The 16,578-nt window shown below is 71.4% G+C and carries 12 protein-coding genes; 4 read left to right on the plus strand and 8 right to left on the minus strand.

Annotated elements, in window-relative coordinates:
* Nucleotides 1-135: 135 nt before the first annotated feature.
* The 4 genes from ACSBPG_RS12115 (at nt 136) to ACSBPG_RS12130 (ending at nt 6,334) form a co-directional block, all read left to right on the plus strand.
* Complete coding sequence (locus tag ACSBPG_RS12115; RefSeq protein ID WP_435537415.1) at nt 136-2,616, plus strand: MFS transporter; 2,481 nt, start codon at nt 136-138, stop codon at nt 2,614-2,616.
* A complete protein-coding gene (locus ACSBPG_RS12120) occupies nt 2,613-4,199 on the plus strand; it encodes a glutamate-cysteine ligase family protein (protein WP_435537416.1) in 1,587 nt (528 codons plus the stop codon). The genes ACSBPG_RS12115 and ACSBPG_RS12120 overlap by 4 nt, the downstream gene beginning before the upstream one ends.
* Nucleotides 4,193-4,984 (plus strand): phosphodiesterase, encoded by a 792-nt coding sequence (locus ACSBPG_RS12125; protein WP_435537417.1) that lies wholly within the window; start codon nt 4,193-4,195, stop codon nt 4,982-4,984. Before ACSBPG_RS12120 ends, ACSBPG_RS12125 begins: the two co-directional genes overlap by 7 nt.
* A gap of 117 nt (nt 4,985-5,101) precedes the next feature.
* Nucleotides 5,102-6,334, plus strand: coding sequence for a glycosyltransferase family 4 protein (locus ACSBPG_RS12130; protein ID WP_435537418.1), 1,233 nt, complete (start codon nt 5,102-5,104; stop codon nt 6,332-6,334).
* Between the two features lie 99 nt (nt 6,335-6,433).
* Here the strand turns inward: ACSBPG_RS12130 and ACSBPG_RS12135 are convergent, their stop codons facing one another.
* The 8 genes from ACSBPG_RS12135 to ACSBPG_RS12170 form a co-directional block, all read right to left on the minus strand.
* Nucleotides 6,434-7,138 carry a sulfotransferase family 2 domain-containing protein gene (locus ACSBPG_RS12135; RefSeq protein WP_435537419.1) on the minus strand — a complete coding sequence of 235 codons (705 nt, stop codon included), beginning with the start codon at nt 7,136-7,138 and terminating at the stop codon, nt 6,434-6,436.
* Between the two features lie 422 nt (nt 7,139-7,560).
* Nucleotides 7,561-8,544, minus strand: coding sequence for a hypothetical protein (locus tag ACSBPG_RS12140; RefSeq protein ID WP_435537420.1), 984 nt, complete (start codon nt 8,542-8,544; stop codon nt 7,561-7,563).
* A 115-nt stretch (nt 8,545-8,659) separates the two neighbouring features.
* Nucleotides 8,660-9,808 (minus strand): nicotinate phosphoribosyltransferase, encoded by a 1,149-nt coding sequence (locus tag ACSBPG_RS12145; protein ID WP_435537421.1) that lies wholly within the window; start codon nt 9,806-9,808, stop codon nt 8,660-8,662.
* Between the two features lie 196 nt (nt 9,809-10,004).
* A complete protein-coding gene (locus ACSBPG_RS12150) occupies nt 10,005-11,399 on the minus strand; it encodes a class II 3-deoxy-7-phosphoheptulonate synthase (protein WP_435537422.1) in 1,395 nt (464 codons plus the stop codon).
* A gap of 117 nt (nt 11,400-11,516) precedes the next feature.
* Nucleotides 11,517-13,178 (minus strand): Na/Pi symporter, encoded by a 1,662-nt coding sequence (locus tag ACSBPG_RS12155; protein ID WP_435537423.1) that lies wholly within the window; start codon nt 13,176-13,178, stop codon nt 11,517-11,519.
* Nucleotides 13,179-13,333: 155 nt separating this feature from the next.
* Nucleotides 13,334-14,683 carry a c-type cytochrome gene (locus tag ACSBPG_RS12160; RefSeq protein ID WP_435537424.1) on the minus strand — a complete coding sequence of 450 codons (1,350 nt, stop codon included), beginning with the start codon at nt 14,681-14,683 and terminating at the stop codon, nt 13,334-13,336.
* Nucleotides 14,683-15,252 (minus strand): NapC/NirT family cytochrome c, encoded by a 570-nt coding sequence (locus ACSBPG_RS12165; protein ID WP_435537425.1) that lies wholly within the window; start codon nt 15,250-15,252, stop codon nt 14,683-14,685. Before ACSBPG_RS12165 ends, ACSBPG_RS12160 begins: the two co-directional genes overlap by 1 nt.
* Nucleotides 15,253-15,284: 32 nt before the next feature.
* Nucleotides 15,285-16,577 (minus strand): FCSD flavin-binding domain-containing protein, encoded by a 1,293-nt coding sequence (locus tag ACSBPG_RS12170; RefSeq protein WP_435537426.1) that lies wholly within the window; start codon nt 16,575-16,577, stop codon nt 15,285-15,287.
* Between the last annotated feature and the right edge of the window lies 1 nt (nt 16,578).

Here is a 16,578-nt window from a genome sequence, read left to right on the forward strand (position 1 = left end):
CATGGTGCCTACGACGGCACCGTTTGTTTGCGTCCGCTGCGACAAATTCCGTGCGAGGAACGGTCTCCGGCAGCCCCCGGGGCGGCGGCCGGGGGACGCTCGACGGGAAAAGGCTCTGGCAAGGTGGGTTCGACGATGGCACGGCGCGGGAGAGGAGGACTGTGGAAGGTCCTGCTCGGCAGCATTCTGATCCTGATCGTCGCCCAGGCGCTGAACGGCGGCCTGTCCCTGGCGTCGCTCAACAAGATCTATTTCCAGTCGCTGGTCGCCGGCATCAAGGTCGCCGGCAGCAACGCCGCGCTGAAGATCGAGGGGGCTGTCCGGTTCGGCAAGCCGATCGAGGCGTTCTACGGCATGCAGAAGGTGGCGGACGACGTCCGGCGCGCCCTGCCGGAGCTGGACGACGTGGTCCTCGCCCTGCCGGACGGACAGGCGACCTACCGGGCGGCCGGCGAGGCGCGGCCGATCGGGCGCGCCCTGGGCGTCGCCCGGCAGGCCTTCGCCAAGGGCGAGACCTTCGTGATGGAGGAGGAGGGCGACGACCATCTCGCCATCTTCGCGGTGCGCGGCAAGACGGGCGAGCTCGCCGGCATGCTGGCCCTGTCCTTTCCCGACGAGCTCGTGCGCGAGCGCGTGCGGGGCGCCCTGCTCGACAATCTGCGCCTTCTCGGCCTGAGCACCGGGGCGGCCATGGCGATCATGCTGGGGCACTTCGCGCTGCTCGGTGGCGGACGCGACCGCAGCCGGACGCTCGGGGCGCGGCTCTACGCCGTGCCGATCGTCGCGATCGTGGCGGCGCAGGCGTACTACTCGTTCGAGACCGTGCAGACCTTCCGCGACGAGTACGTCTCGGTGACCCGCAGCAACGCCGAGCGCCTCACCGACCTCGTCCGGCGGGACATCGAAAGCATCCTCGGCAAGGGCATCAAGATCACCAGCCTGGTGCGCATCGAGGACCATTTCCACCGCATCGTCCGCAGCGTGCCGGAGATCGCCGACATCGAGATCCGCGACGCGGACCGCTCCCTGCTCCACCGGATCGACCAGTCCGGGCGGGTCGCCGACCCGATCGCCGCCACCGCCAGCGATGCCAACGCCGACGCCGACTACCAAGTGGTGCTGCCGCTGCGGCGGGCCATGCCGGACGGCAGCCGGCCGCTGGCCGGCTTCATCGAAATCCACCTGTCGCCGGAACGGATCGGCGAAGGGGTGCGCCAGCGCATGCTCGACGCCGGAACGCTGGCGCTGCTGTCGGCGCTCGCCGTGTTCGAGCTGTCGATCCTGCTGACGGTGCTGGTGCGCCGGACCATGGGGGGCCACGGCGCCGACGATCCGACGACTCGCCACCTGCTGGCGCGGCCGGCCGTCTTCTCCTTCCTGCTCGCCTGGGCACTGCCGCTGTCCTTCGTGCCGCTGCAGATGCGCCAGCTCTACGAGCCGATCGCCGGCCTGCCGGCGAGCATCGCCATGGCGCTGCCGATCTCGCTGGAGATGCTGTGCGCGCTGTTCGCCGCCCTCCTGGCCGGCGCGCTGACCGACCGGCGCGGCTGGCACGTGCCCTTCCTGGCCGGCGTCGTCGTCAGCATCGCCGGCGCCCTGCTGGCCGGGACCGTCACCTCGGCGCTGGCCTTCGTGCTGTGCCGCGGCGTCGTCGGGCTGGGCTACGGCCTGGCCTGGATGGGAATCCAGGGCTTCGTCTTCCAGCACAGCACGCTCCACACCCGCGCGCGCGGCATCTCCAACCTGGTGGCCGGCATCTTCGCCGGCCACATCTGCGGCACGGCGATCGGCGCCATGCTCGCCGAGCAGGTCGGCTTCTCCTTCGTCTTCCTGGTGTCGGCCGGAGCGATGCTGGTGCCGCTGGTGTTCGCCTTCGCCTTCATGCGGCCGCTCATGCTGCCGCCCGAGCCCGGCACCCTCTCCGTCGCCGGAGCGGCCGAGGCGATGGGCGGCAACGCCCGCCGCGGCCTGCTGGCGGTGCTGCGCGACCGCAACTTCCTGGCGGTCATGCTGCTCAGCGTCATCCCCTTCTCGATCGCCCAGGTCGGCCTGCTCTATTACGCCCTGCCGATCTACCTGGCCGAGTTGCAGGTGAACCAGTCGAACATCGGCCGCATCCTGATGATCTACGGCCTCTCCGTCATCTACATCGCCCCCCTGGTGGCCCGCGCCGTCGACCGGACGCGGCGCAAGAAGCCCTTCATCGCCGCCGGCGGCTTGGTGGGCGGCGCCGGTCTGGCCTGGCTCTACGTCGACCACGGGATGAGCGCCATGATCCTCGCCGTCTTCCTGCTCGGCCTCGCCTCCTGCCTGGCCGGCGGCGCCCAGTCCGCCTTCGCGCTGCGCCTGCAGAGCGTCCAGGCGTTCGGCACGGGCAAGGCGATGGGCGTCCAGCGCGCCGCCGACAAGCTCGGCCAGATGCTCGGCCCGCTGATCGTCGGCGCGCTGTTCACGGCGGTCGGCATGGAAGTCGGTCTGGCCGTGACGGGCGTGCTCTATCTGGGGGCCACCGCGCTCTTCCTGATCGTCGCCAGCGAACGGTCGTTCCGCTCCCGGCCCACGACCGAGACCCCGCCGGCCGGCGCACTGCCCGGGGCCGAGCCGGGCGCGCCATGACAGCCCCTCCCGCCATGCCCATGATCGGCCTGGAAATGGAGATGGCGGTCGCCGACACGGCGACGGGGCGGTCGCACGCCGTCGGGCCGTACTTCCGCGCGCTCCACGCCCTCAAGCGGGCGGACGACGGCCAGGCCACGCTGGAGGCCGCCGGCGGACGCGACATCGCCGTGCGCACCCCAGGCGTCGTCAGCTCGATCGACAACGGCTTCAACATTCTGGAAAGCGCCATCGGGCCGGTCCCCGCCGCGCCGGACAACCTGCTGGAGCTGGACCGGCGGGTGCGGCGCGAGCTGGACGCGGTGTGCGCCGCCCTCGACGGCGAGAACGCCACCGTCCTGAACCTGGCCGAGCACCCCTGCGCCGCCGAGGACCACGCCCACTATCTGCGGGTCCGCGCGCCGAAGCCGATCTACGACTACTGGGCGGGAACCCGCGGCTGGGACCATGCCGCCGGAATCGACGCCAAGGCGCAGAACAGCCCGTCCACCAGCGTCTCCGGCGCGGACGCCGTGACCGCCTTGAACACGCTGCTGGCGCTCTCCCCGGCCTTCATCGCTCTCTTCGCGAACAGCCCTTTCGAGGGTGGCCGGATCGCTCCGCACAAGGAGAACCGCCTCACCCTCTGGCCGCGCATGTTCGGCAAGGCGGCCTATCCCGGCGACCGCGCCCTGCACCGCCTGCCGCCGGCGCCGTTCCGCGACCTGCGGGACCATCTCCGCTGGATGTTCGGCCCCGGCACGGTGATGCAGTGCGTGCCGCTGACCCGCCAGCACGCCTACAAGACGCTGGGCGACCTCTACCACATCGTGGACGAGCCGGACCTGCTGCGGTTCCTGGCGGCGCCGCGCTGGCGCGGCCGCCACATCGTCAGCGGTGCCGCGGCCGCGGTGGTCCCGGCGATGCACCACCTGGAGTTCCTGCAGTTCAGCAGCTTCCTCGACGCCCGCATCCGGTTCCGCTACCGCGACGGACCGTTCGGCGTCGACGAGTTCCAGGAGGCCTGGCACGGCCCCGCCCCCCTCGAAGACCTGTTCGAGGCCAAGCTGGACGACTGCTACATCGAAGGCCGGGCCGGCGGCGCCAATTTCCCCGACCGCGAGCTGGCCGCCCTCGCCGACGACCGCATCGCCCGTTCCGTGGTCGTCGCGCCCAGCGCCCTCCAGACCGGCCTGCTGCGCAACCTGGGCGAGGCGGCCCGCCTGGCCGGCCGCCTGCCCTGGGGAGCCGTGCCGGCGCTGCGGGCGGCGGCCGTCCGCGACGGGCTGGACGGGCGGACCGGCGATCTCGGCGTCGAGCGGCTGTGCCGTCAGGTCGTCGAGGTCGCGGGCCGGGGCCTCGCCGTCGACGAGCAGTGGATGCTGAGCTATCCGCTCCATGTCCTGCAGAGCGGCCTGACCGGGGCGGACCGTGCGCTGCGGGCGTACGAGCGCCTGAGCGGCACGGCCGCCGAACGGACGCTGGCGGTCGCCCGCGAACGCGCCATCGTCTGGCCGCTCGATGCGCGCGCCGGCCGGGCCGCGGACGGCGCCTTCACGCTCCTGGACGTCGTCCCCCCCGTCGAGAAGGCCGCCTCATGCTGATCGCCCAGATCACCGACCTCCACGTCACGCCGCGCGGCACGATGGCGCTCGGCGCGGTGGACACCAACGCGCACCTGGCGGCCGCGGTGGCGCACCTGAACGCGCTCGCCCCGCGGCCGGACCTGGTGCTGGTCACCGGCGATCTCGCCAACACGCCACGGCCCGGGGAATACGAGATGCTGGCCGAGCTGCTGGCCCCCCTCGCCCTGCCCTTGCGCGTCCTGCCCGGCAACCACGACGACCGCGGCGAGCTGCGGCGCTGGTTCGGCGAACGCTGCGGCCTGCCCGCCGAGGGGGAGTTCCTGCACCACGCCGTGGAGGCCGGACCGCTGCGCGTCCTCATGCTCGACACCCAGAGGCCGGGGCGGCCGGAGGGGGAGCTGTGCGCGCGCCGCCTCGCCTGGATCGCCGAGCGGTTGGCGGAAGCGCCGGAGCGGCCGACCTTGATCGCCATGCACCACCAGCCCTTCGCCACCGGGCTGCCGGTCGACACGATGGGCTGCGCGGGCGCCGACGGGCTGGCGGCCCTGGTGCGGCAGCGGCCCGGCCAAGTGGTTGGCGTCGTCTGCGGCCACGTGCACCGGCCCATCACCGCCGCCTGGGCCGGCACCGTCGCCTTCTGCGCGCCGTCGACCGCGCACCAGTTCGCCCTCGACCTGCGCCCGGGAGCGGCGTTCCGCTGGACCGCCGAGCCGCCCGCCGTCGCCCTGCACCTGTGGCGCCCGGACGGCGGGCTGGTGACCCACCTCAGCGCGATCGGCGACCACCCCGGGCGATCGTTCTGAGGCTCCGGCGCGGCGGCCGTGGCGATGACAGCGGCCGGCCCGTCGGCTATAAGGTCCCCGGCCGCAGACGCTCCGGACATGGTCCGCCGCGGGCCGACGCTTCCCAGGGACCGCTGAATGCGCATCGCGTTCGTCCACGACCGGCCGAGGATGAGCTTTCCGAAAGGCGGCACGGGCAGAGCGGGGGGAACCGAGTCGACGCTCTACTACGTCGCGCGCGAGCTGGCGTCCCGGCATGACGTCACCTGCGTCGTCGACGCGCCGTCCTTCGTCGAGCACGGCGTGCGCTTCCTCAACATCCGCGACGCGCTGCAAGGGCCGAGGACGGCGGTGGACGCGGTCGTGGTCGTCGACGGAACGCGGACGGGCGACCTCGTCGATCGCCTGTTCGCACCCGAACACGCCCGCGTCTTCTGGCTTCACAACGCGCCGGACTCGTCCATCACCGAGACGGTGACCAGGCCGGGGATCGCACGGGCCGACGCCGTCGTCTGCGTCAGCCACTGGCAGGCCGGGGGAATGGCGGCGCGGCTGGGCATCGCGTCCGATTTCCTGCACGTCGTGCCGAACTGCGTGGCGCCGCAGTTCCTCGGCATGTTTCCCGACGGCTGTCCGATCCTGGCGCACAAGACGCCGGGATCGTTGGCCTACACGAGCAATCCGCTCCGCGGCCTGAGGAACGTGCCGACCCTGTTCAGGGCTCTCCGCCGCAACATCCCCGGCGCGACCCTCAAGGTGTTCGGCGGCTTCTATCTGGCGCCCGGGCTGTTCTCCGACGACATGCTCGCTTCCTACGGGCAGGTGTTCGACGAGCTGCGCGCGACGGACGGCGTTTCGGTGGAGGACGAGCAGGGCAAGGACGCCCTGGCGCACGCCCTCAAGGGCACGGTGGCGCTGTTCTATCCAACGGTGTTCAAGGAGACGTGCTGCATTGCGGCGCTGGAGGCGATGGCCGCGGGATGCCTGATCATCTCGACCCAGGCGGGAGCGCTTCCCGAGACCGTCGGCCGCTTTTCACAGCTGGTGCCGGTCGGCGACGCGGGAGTCGACGCCCGTGACTTCCTGCGCATCGCCGTCGGGCTGCTGCGCCGCGCGTCCGAATCGCCACCGCGGATCGAACGCCTGCTGCGCGACCAGGTCGATCACGTCAATCGCTACTATTCGCCCGAGGCGCGCGCACGGGACTGGGAGCGGGTGCTGCGGGAGGCCACGGGGCGGACGCGGAGACCGCGCGGCGGCGCCCGGATCCGACAGGCGCTCGGGAGCGGAGAAACGCCGGGACCCGGCCGGCCGCCTCCGGATCCTGATCGCAGCCGCGCCACACGTCGACAAGGGCGCCGAGCGTTCTGACCACGACCGCGACGTCGGGAAAGCTTAGGCAGCGCGCTTCATCCCGCGGCATCCTTTCCGCTCGGGAAAGGACTCGACAAAAGCAAATTGGAACGGCTCTCACAGAAGGCGGCTACGGTCCTTCTGCAGACCTTTCGCATATTCGTATAGCTCTTGGTCGAGCTCATTCATTTTCTTCACCTTCCGCAAATCTGCAGCAGACACGTCCTCACGACGAAGGCGATCTTTCGTAATGTTCTCAACGCAATATTCCACATTTTTCCAAGAAAATTCCCTTTGCAGGACAGCGAGAAAGTCGTCGAACATGTCCGTAACACCCACCGCTCCAAATGAACGCAAATTCTCCTTGGCCACTTCCAGATCACGCCCGGCGTTCAGGCCAGCCACCTGCAGCGTCTGGCCATTGGCCGCCTCTTGAGCAAGTTCGAGGTATTCCGAAAAGCTCTTTCCATGCGCAACGGATTCGTAGCCCGGATAATTCCGAACGAACGAATAGTGGGACAAGACTCGCTCGATGGGGTCACGAAGCAATGTAAAATACACTGGGCGCCTCTGCGGAAAACACTCATGAATTCCAAAAAAATAATGCCCCAAGACAATCTTGAGCTCCACGCCCCTCTCTTCCGGGAAATCAGCGGGCGGAAGAAAATGTCCATTGAATGAATCATGATCAAGGCAATTTTTTACAGAGTAATTTTTCTTGATCACACTGCTGACCGTAGTCCCTCCCGTTTTCGGGATGTGCATGAAAATCGGAAGTATTTTCTCCGCGCCGACCTTCAAGTTCTCGACAATTTCGACCATAGCCTTCACACATCCAGACGAAATCAAAAACATCATCGCTGACGAAGGGCAGTATAGCAGCAATAGAAGCCGCGAAAAGGAGGAGCCCCGATGAAAATGGCCGCGCCGGCGTGCGGCGGGAGGGGGGCCGTGCACGGCGAACGGGAGGCCGCCTCACATGAGAGCATCGTGAGGGCGTGGTGCGGTGACTTCACACCGGCGTCGCGCAAACGTTTCACCAACAGCCGAACGTGACGACATCGCCCTGCCGGTCCTGTGACACCGGAGAGCCGTCGCCTTGACGCACGATTTTCCCATCGGCTCCACAGCCCGGAGCGTCGGAAGGCACCTCCGGCACGCACGGCAGCCGGTGCCGGCGAGCGTCTCCGCTCCGTCCCAAGCCGATTCGGAACGCCGACCCGCCCGCCGCGGGAACGGTCCGGCTACGCCGGCTCCTCCGGCTCGGCCGGTTCCACCGTGCGGCAGCGGCGCTTGAGCAGGTCGATGGCCTGGGGCAGCTGCTCGTCCGACATGTCGAAGCTGGCCTGGTCGAGCATCCGCCCGCCGCCGTCGGTCAGCAGCACCTCCAGCCCGTCCTCGACGTAGCGCACCCTGGCATCGAGCAACCCGTCGGACGTCTCGTCGGCGGCGACCTCCAGGAACTGGCCGAGCTCGTCCAGCATGGCGTCGTCGTCCCATGCCCCCTCGGCGACGAACTCGAGCAGGTCGGTCAGACCGCCCACGGGCCGGCAGCGGCGGATGCGCGAATCGGCGGCGGCGACCGCCGACGAGATTTCCGCGACGGCGGTGAGGATGCGCTCCTGCCCCTCGGGCGACAGCTCCTCCTCCCAGTCCTCGTCGGAGCGGGCGAAGGCGTCGTCGTGGGGCTCGTCGAGCAGCCCCACCACGGCGAGCATGCCGCCCTCGTCGCTGCCGTCGGCCAGCAGCTCCTGCTCGGCGGCGAACCGGCCGACCCCGTCGAAGGCGGCGACGACCCGCTTCAGCAGGGCGCGGCGGTCGACCGCCTCCATGTAGGACAGCTCCTCCGGCGACAGCCAGACGGGGACCACGCGCAGACGCTCCTCGCCTTCGAACAGCTCCGCGTCGTCCACCGCGTCGGCGATGGCCTCGGCCGGCGGCGGCACCGCGAGGTCGCCGTCCACCTCGGCGACGAACCAGTAGAGGCTGCTGGTGACGCGGCGCCCGTTCTCGTCGACCCGGTCGACGATCTCCGCCAGGGTCTCGACGTCGTCGAGGAAGGCGAGCCGCTCGTCCTCGCGCAGCTTGGCGGCGGCGGCGTCGACCACCGCCTGGCGGCCGGCGTCGAGGATCTCGTCGAGCAACTGGTCGAACCGCTCGTCGTCGCCGCGCCACAGCCGGATCAGCCGGTCGGCCGGCGTGCCGGTGAAGGGCTCGCGCGGAGCCACGCCGCGGCCCCCGCCACCGTTGTCCCTTTGCCCCACGACGCCCTCCTGCTTCCCGTCCGCGAGCCGGCATCATAGGGAGTGGCGGGCGCCGCGTCGACAGCGACGAGGAGGGAGTCTAGCGGCGCCGGAACAGGAACTCGCGGCCCACCTTGACCCGCGGCTCGCCGTCGTACTCGATGATGTCGGCGGTGGCGTAGGTCTCGTTCCAGTGCTCCGGCAGGAAGCTGCCGGTGCCGACGACGTCGATGGGCGCGTTGGCCTCGGCCATCAGGCGGCACTTGGCCGGCCCGAAGCCGCTCGACGCGACGATCTTCACCGAGGGGAAGCCGGCCTGGTCCAGCTTCTCGCGCATGTGGTGGGCGGCGGCGGCCGAGACGCCGGTGCCGATGAGGTAGCGGAGTTGCGTCTCGTCGCGGTAGCCGCGGATGGCGTGCGGCGCGTGGCGCTCGAGGACGGCGTAGGAGGCCGGCGGATCGAGTCCCTCGACGAAGCGGCCGCCCGGCGTGTCGAGCCGGATGGCGAGCTTGCCGGCGGCGGCCAGCTCGGGAAAGCGGCGGCACACCTCCAGGCTGTCGGTGACCTCGCGGCCGAAATAGTCGACGAGAACGGTCAGCGGCAGGTCGGGAAAGGTCTCGTGGAACATCTCGGCGGCGCGCACGGTGGAGCCGGCGTAGCCGATCAGGGCGTGCGGCATGGTGCCCATGCCGCGCCGCTGGCCGAAGAAGTGGGCGGTGGCGTCGGTGGCGTTGCCGGTGAAGCCGAGCGCGCCCACCTTGCGCCGCGCCCGCTCCGACCCGACGGAGGCGGCGTAGGCCATGATCTCGGCCATCTCGGTGCCGGCGCAATGGCGGGCGTCCATGGCGAGGAAGGCGACCTTGGGCAGGTCGGCGCACATGGTGAAGGCGTTGTAGGCGGCCACGCAGGCCGGCCCCAGCTTCATCAGGAAGATCGTCTCGAGATCGACCAGATGGTAGAGGGAGCCGGTGATGTACATCATCGGCTCGCCCGCGCCGACCCACTTGCCCTCGGCGTAGTTGAGTTCGACCTCGACGTCGAAGCCGCGCTCCGCCGCCACCGTGTTCAGCCAGTCGACGGCGAGCCTGGGCGCGCAGATCACCGGGCGGCGCATGAAGATGGCGTAGACCACCCGCTTGTCGCCGAACTTGGCGACCGCTTCCTTGGTCCGCTTGAAGTAGGTGTCCGTCCACGCGCCGACCGTGCCGGCCGCCGGATGGGGGGATGCCTTCACGCTGTTGCCGTCCATGTCCCTTTCCCGGGCGCCGCCCTGCCTTCGCCGATGTGACGAGATTCCAGCATTATACGGCCGGCGGGCCGGAGGGAAGGGGTTTGACGGCCGCCGCCACACCTCCCGGTCGTGCCGCACTGCGGCATTTCCGCCCGGCCCGGTCCCCGCCGGACCGGCCGCAGGACGGGCCATCCCCGCCCTGCGGCCGTGGGGTCTACTCGGCGGCGCGCGCGGCGGCGCGGCGCTCGGCGTCGCGCTGGTCGCGGGCGCGCTTCAGCTCCTCGGCCAGCAGGAACGCCAGCTCCAGGGACTGGCTGGCGTTGAGCCGCGGGTCGCAGGCGGTGTGGTAGCGCAGCGCCAGCTTGTGGTCGGTGATCGCCTGGGCGCCGCCGGTGCACTCCGTGACGTCCTGGCCGGTCAGCTCGAAATGCACGCCGCCGGCGTGGGTGCCCTCGGCCTGGTGGACGGCGAAGAAGGCGCGCGCCTCGCCCAGCACCCGCTCGAAGGGGCGCGTCTTGTAGCCGTTCGACGACTTGATCGTGTTGCCGTGCATGGGATCGCACGACCACACCACCACCCGCCCCTCCTGCTGCACGCGGCGCAGCAGCGGCGGGAACTTCTCCGCCACCTTGTCGGCGCCCATGCGCACGATCAGGGTGAGGCGGCCCGGCTCGTTGGCCGGGTTGAGGATGTCGATCAGGCGGATCAGCTCGTCGGGGTCGGAGGTCGGCCCGCACTTCAGGCCGATCGGGTTGCGCACGCCGCGCAGGAACTCGACGTGCGCGCCGTCGAGCTGGCGGGTGCGGTCGCCGATCCACAGCATGTGGGCGGAGACGTCGTACCATTCGCCCGACGTGCTGTCGATGCGGGTCAGCGCCTGCTCCCACGGCAGCAGCAGCGCCTCGTGGCTGGTGAAGAAGTCGGTCTCGCGGATCTGCGGCGTCGTCTCGGCGGTGATGCCGCAGGCGGCCATGAAGGCCAGGGCCTCGTCGAGGCGCTGCGCCAGGTCGCGCATGCGCTCGCCGGCCGGCGAGCGCTCGACGAAGCCGAGCGTCCACTGGTGCACCTTGTGCAGGTCGGCGTAGCCGCCCTGGGAGAAGGCGCGCAGCAGGTTCAGCGTCGCCGCCGCCTGGGTGTAGGCCTGCATCATCCGCTCGGGATCGGGGATGCGCATGTCCGGCGTCGGCTCGAAGCCGTTGACGATGTCGCCGCGGTAGCTCGGCAGCTCGATGCCGTCCACCGTCTCGTAGTCGGCCGAACGCGGCTTGGCGAACTGCCCGGCCATGCGGCCGACCTTGATCACCGGGATGGCGGCGCCGAAGGTCAGCACGACCGCCATCTGCAACAGCACGCGGAAGGTGTCGCGGATGTTGTTGGGATGGAACTCGGCGAAGCTCTCGGCGCAGTCGCCGCCCTGCAGCAGGAAGGCGTTGCCGGCCGCGGCGTCGGCCAGATGCTGCTTGAGCCGGCGCGCCTCGCCGGCGAAGACGAGCGGCGGATAGGACGACAGGCGCTGCACCACGGACTCGACCTTGGCCGCGTCCGGATAGACCGGCAGCTGCTTCGCCGTCTTCGTCTTCCAGCTCTCGGGGGTCCAACGCTCGGCCATGACGCTCGCTCTTTCCTTGACTGACATCCTCCATTGGGCCAGGGCCGGCCCAAGGGATCAACCCTATACGTCGGGACCCGGAATTTTTCCACCTCCTTCGAGTCGGCGGCAGCCCTTTCAGGCGACGCCGGCCGGCGCCGGAGCCGGCTCCGGCGCCGGCGTCTCCGAGGGCGGCGAGGGAGGAGCGGGAGGGGCGACGGCGCCGAGGTTGAGGGCGTAGCGGCGCAGCATCCAGTTGATCCGTTCGAAGAGGTCGGTGGCCCGCCAGACCGTCTGCCGCTCCGCCGGCGCCAGGTCCGGGCTGCGGCGGGCGAGATCGTCGCGGACGGCGCGCATCATCGCCGAACGGTCGGTGGTCAGCCGCTCCATGACGCCGTGCTCGCCCGGCGCCGCGGCCTCGTCGGCAAGCGTCAGCAGCAGCGCGTGCATCGCCTCGGCGAGGTTGCCGGCGACGCCGGCCACGGCCGGGTCCGTGCCGGCCTTGGCCAGCGTCGCCGACAGCTCCGCCAGCGCGTCGTGCAGGCCGCTCAGCAGCTCGTTGCAGTTCCATCGCCGCATCAGCCGTTCCAGCTCCGCCGGCGGCAGCGGCGACTGCAGGACGGCCTTGAGGAAGGCGTCGATGGTGCGGACCAGCTCGTTGCCGGCGCCGCGCAGGGTCGCCGCCGACGGCCCGGCGGCGGCGCCCGCCTCGCCGCGGACGGCGGCGAGGAAGTCGGGCAGCCGCCGCAGCAGGCGGAGCTGCTCGCGCTCGACCATGGCGAGCGCCGCCAGGGGATCCCCGGCGGCGCGGCGGTCGATGAACTCGGGCGCCGCCAGCGCCTCGTCCTCGGTCGGCGGACTCAGCCGCTCGACCAGCCGCAGCAAGGGCCGGTCGGCCGCCGACGCCACCACGGCGGCGACGATCTGGAAGATCCAGTGCACCAGGGTCACGCGGATGCCGGCGTCGTCGCTGACCGCCGCCGCCAGGGCGGTGAGCCCCGGCACGCCGCCCCAGTGCTCGAGCATCAGCAGCGGCAGCAGCACGGCGGTGCCGATCGCCTTCAGCAGGAGCTGGTAGAGCGAGAGCTGCCGGCTGGTGCCGGCCAGCCCGGCGCCCTGCAGGGCGCTCATGATGCCGGAGCCGAGATTGGCGCCGACGACGATGAGGATCGTCTGGTCGAGCCCGAGCAGGCCGCCCTGGGCCAGGGCGATGGCGATCACCGACACCGTCTGGCCCTGCACCACCGTCGCCAGCGCCGTGCCGGCGACCAGCCCCCAGAGGTAGAACTGGTCGGCGGCCCGCAGGACGCCGCGCACCGTCTCGGACTCGCGCAGCGGCACCGCCGCCTGCACCGTCAGGTCCACGCCGTAGAGGAGCATCGCCAGGCCCATCGCCGCGGCGACGAGGTGGCGGTGCCGGGCGTCGCGGTCGTAGCCCAGGAGGAAGGCGACGCCGACCCCGCCGATCATCAGCAGGGACACGGCGCTGAGATCCACCGAGGCCAGCAGCAGGCGCAGCGTGGTGCCCGCGTAGCACCAGGTGACGATCGGCATGGCGGCCTGCACCGTCGCCGTGCCGGCGCTGACCAGGCCGACGACGATGAAGGTGACGGCGTTGGTGCTCTGGATCACCGCGCCCGCCGCCACGCCCACGGCGGCGGCCCGCAGCGGGTGGCCGGTGGCACGGGCGACCAGGGCGTGGAAGCGCGGCCCCGCCACCTGCTTCATGTTGGCGGTGAGGAACTGGGTTCCGATGAAGATGAAACCGAGGCCGGCGAGCAGGGCGATGAGGACCAGCATGCGGCGGTTCGTCCGGCATCGACGGGCGGTGCCGTCTCTTGCACCGCATCATATTTCGATCCCGGCCGGCGTTCAAGCCGATGCCCGGCGACCGCGGCCGTCCTGCGCCCTGAGCCGCCGGCGCGCTGTCGACCGGCCGGTCGGCAGCGCGCCGGTCAGTAGCGGGCCGGCAATGTCTGGATGTACGCGAGGATGCCCGCCACCGCGTCGCGAGGCAGGGCGCGCAGGGGCGGCATCACCTCGCCGGGATGGCCGTTGAGGATGCCGTGCAGGGCCCGCCAGGGATCGCCGGCGGCAACCCGGCCGAGCGGCGGCATGGTGCGGATGTCGCGCCCCTGCATGCCGTGGCAGGGGGCGCAGATCGTCTCGTAGTGGCCGGCGTAGGCGGCACCGTCGGCGCGCGCCGTCGCCGTCGCGCGGTCGACGAAGGCGTCCATGTCCACCTGGCCGCGGGTCACGAAGGTGGCGAGGTCGCGGCGGTCGCGCTCGCTCAGCAGGTCGCCGTAGGCGTGGGTGGCATCGCCCAGCACGGCGACGACCGCCGCCGGGTCGCCGCCGGCCATGCCCTGGATGCCCTTGATGCCGGTGCGGTGCGCGTCCTCGCCGTAGACGCCGTCGCGGCCGCGGTAATCCCAGCCGTGACACTCCTTGCAGCGCCAGGTGGTGCGGGGCTGCACGCCGGCGGACAGCGCCGCCGGATAAGCGGGATGGACGGTGGCCGGCGGCTCGCGGCCGGTCTCCTTGTACCAGGTGTCGTAGAGCCGCCCGCCGCGCACCACCGCGGCCAGCGGCTCGCGCGCCGGCAAGGTCTGCAGGCGGGCCAGCGTGTCGCCGACCACGCCGGGGTCGAGGGCGCGCAGCGCCGGCATCTCTCCGCCGGGATGGCCGTTGAGCAGGGTGTGCATGGCCCGCCAGGGATTGGCCCGGGCCAGCTCGCCGAGCGGCGGCGCCCGGTCGATCGCCTCGCCGGCGGGGCCGTGGCAGTTGGCGCAGATGGTCTGGAAATAGACGTCGCCGCGGGCGGGATCGCCGGCGGCCCGCCCGGTCCCGGGGTCGACCGTCCGCTCCATCGCCACCTGCCCGCGGCTGACGAAGAGGGCCAGGTCGCTGAAGTCGGCGTGGTCCATGACCTCGGCGTAGCCGTGCCGGGCGTCGGCCAGCACCGCCATGACCGCCGCCGCGTCGGCCCCGGCCATGGCGCCCAGGCCCTTGGCCGCCGCCGCATCCCCGGCCCGTCCCCGTTCGCCGTCGCGGCCGCGGTAGTCCCAGCCGTGGCAGGCGACGCAACGCCCCGGCCCGCCGGCCGGCCCGCCGCCCCGTTCCCGCGTCCAGTCGTCGTAGAGGCGGCCGCCGCGGGCGACCGCGGCGAGGTCGCCGTCGCCGGCCGCCGCCGGCACGGCCGCCGCGGCCGCCAGCGCCACGGCGAGGACGAGACCGGCCCGGACGCCGAGGGCGGCGAATGCGGTCCCGGCGACGCCGGCCGGGCGATGCGCGGGGTGGCCCATCAGTCGCCCTCGTAGCCCTGCGGCAGCTCGTGGACGATTCCCTTGTGGCAGCTGATGCAGTGCTTGCCCTCCTGCATCGCCGCGGGATGCTTGGCGCGGGCCCGCCGGCCCTGCTCCTCCAGGTCCATCGCCTGGAAGGCGTGGCAGGACCGGCAGGACGCGGACCCGGTGGCCTCCATCTGCGCCCAGACGCGCTGCGCCATCACCAGGCGCCGCGCCTCGAACTTCTCCTTGGTGTCGATGGTCCCCATCAGCGAATGGTAGACGTCCTTGGCGGCGATCACCTTGGCCACCAGCTTGGCGCCGAACTCCTTCGGCACGTGGCAGTCGGCGCACATCGCGCGCACGCCGGTGCGGTTGTTGAAGTGGATGGTCCGGGTGTACTCGGCGTACGGCCCGCTTTCCATCTCGTGGCACGCGATGCAGAACTCCAGCCGGTTGGTGTGCTCGGCGAAGGCGTGGAAGCCGCCGACGAACAGCGCCACGAGGGCGCCGCCGGCGGCGACCAGGAGCATTCCGCCCCAGGCCGTCCCGGGGCGCGCGAACCATTTGCCAAGACGAGCAAACACGACGGACCTCTCCCCCCGGTGCCGGCCAACCCTCAACCCCAGCTGTCGGCGACGATGTTGCGGTACCAGCTGTGGGCGTAGGCGACCTCGCGCCGGCGGTCGGCGTCGGCGGCGTCGAGGGGCGACAGGCCGCCCGACCCCGCCACCTCGGCGATGGCGTTCTTCGCCGCGTCGTAGGTGTAGACGCCCGCCACCGAGAAGCCGTGGTCCTTGCCGGCGATGGAGTAGCAGGTGTTGAGGTAGGACGGCTCCGGCGCCTCCTCGCCGCGCAGGAGGGCCGCCACCGCCGCCGCCGTCACCTTGCCCTGGGAGTTGGCGGCATAGCCCGACTTCGGCATGGTCGCGGCGTCGCTGGCGTCGCCGAGCACGTGGATGCCGGCGACCTTCTTCGATTCGAAGGTCTTCTTGTCGACGGGAGTCCAGTCGCCCTCGGTCAGGCCGGCGTCGAAGGCGATCCGGCCCGCCTTCTGCGCCGGAATGAGGTTGAGCACCGCCGCCTTGACGGCGTCGAAGTCGGTGTCGACCGTCAGGGAGGCGACGTCGACCCGGCCGACCTTGCCGCCCTTGGCGGCCGGCACCCATTCGATCAGGCTGTTGTCCGAGCCGTAGCCGTAGAGCCTGGTCCAGGCCTGCTCGAACAGCTTCTGCTTGGAAAAGGCGTCCTTGTGGTCGAGGACGACGACCTTCGAGCGCGGCTTGTGATGCTTGAAGTAGTGGGCGACCAGGCTGGCCCGCTCGTAGGGGCCGGGGGGGCAGCGGAACGGGTTGGGCGGCGCCACCAGGACGAAGGTCCCGCCGTCCGGCATGGCCTCCAGCTGCCGGCGCAGCAACGCCGTCTGCGGCCCCGCCTTCCAGGCGTGCGGCGCCTGCTCCGCCGCCTCGGCGCTGTAGCCCTCGACGCTGTCGTAGACGAAGTCGATGCCGGGGGCGACGATGCAGCGGTCGTAGGCGAAGCTCTGCCCGCCCGCGGTGGTCACCGTCCTCGCCGTCCCGTCGATGCCGGTGACGAGGTCGTGGACGACGCTCACCCCGGCCTTGCGGAGCCCGTCGTAGCCGACCCGGATGGCATCCATGGCGCGCTCGCCGGCAAGGACCTCGTTGCTCATGAAGCAGGTGTGGTAGTCCCGGTTCGCCTCGATCAGGGTCACCTCGACGGCGGGCGCGAAGCGGCGCAGGTAGCGGGCCGCGGTGGCGCCGGCCGGCCCGCCGCCGACCACCACCACCTTCGGACCGGCGGCGCGGGCGATCCGCGGGGCGCCGACGATGCCGGCCGCCGCGGCGGTGCCGGCGAGCGCGACGAAGGAACGACGGTCGATCTTGGTCATG

It is taken from the genome of Azospirillum sp. ST 5-10 (assembly GCF_051225715.1).
Taxonomy (GTDB): Bacteria; Pseudomonadota; Alphaproteobacteria; order Azospirillales; family Azospirillaceae; genus Azospirillum.

Coding starts and splice junctions, on each gene's coding strand:
- ACSBPG_RS12115 (WP_435537415.1), top strand. CDS start 136: ATGGCACGGCGCGGGAGAGGAGGACTGTGGAAGGTCCTGCTCGGCAGC.
- ACSBPG_RS12120 (WP_435537416.1), top strand. CDS start 2,613: ATGACAGCCCCTCCCGCCATGCCCATGATCGGCCTGGAAATGGAGATG.
- ACSBPG_RS12125 (WP_435537417.1), top strand. CDS start 4,193: ATGCTGATCGCCCAGATCACCGACCTCCACGTCACGCCGCGCGGCACG.
- ACSBPG_RS12130 (WP_435537418.1), top strand. CDS start 5,102: ATGCGCATCGCGTTCGTCCACGACCGGCCGAGGATGAGCTTTCCGAAA.
- ACSBPG_RS12135 (WP_435537419.1), bottom strand. CDS start 7,138: ATGGTCGAAATTGTCGAGAACTTGAAGGTCGGCGCGGAGAAAATACTT.
- ACSBPG_RS12145 (WP_435537421.1), bottom strand. CDS start 9,808: ATGGACGGCAACAGCGTGAAGGCATCCCCCCATCCGGCGGCCGGCACG.
- ACSBPG_RS12150 (WP_435537422.1), bottom strand. CDS start 11,399: ATGGCCGAGCGTTGGACCCCCGAGAGCTGGAAGACGAAGACGGCGAAG.
- ACSBPG_RS12155 (WP_435537423.1), bottom strand. CDS start 13,178: ATGCTGGTCCTCATCGCCCTGCTCGCCGGCCTCGGTTTCATCTTCATC.
- ACSBPG_RS12160 (WP_435537424.1), bottom strand. CDS start 14,683: ATGGGCCACCCCGCGCATCGCCCGGCCGGCGTCGCCGGGACCGCATTC.
- ACSBPG_RS12170 (WP_435537426.1), bottom strand. CDS start 16,577: ATGACCAAGATCGACCGTCGTTCCTTCGTCGCGCTCGCCGGCACCGCC.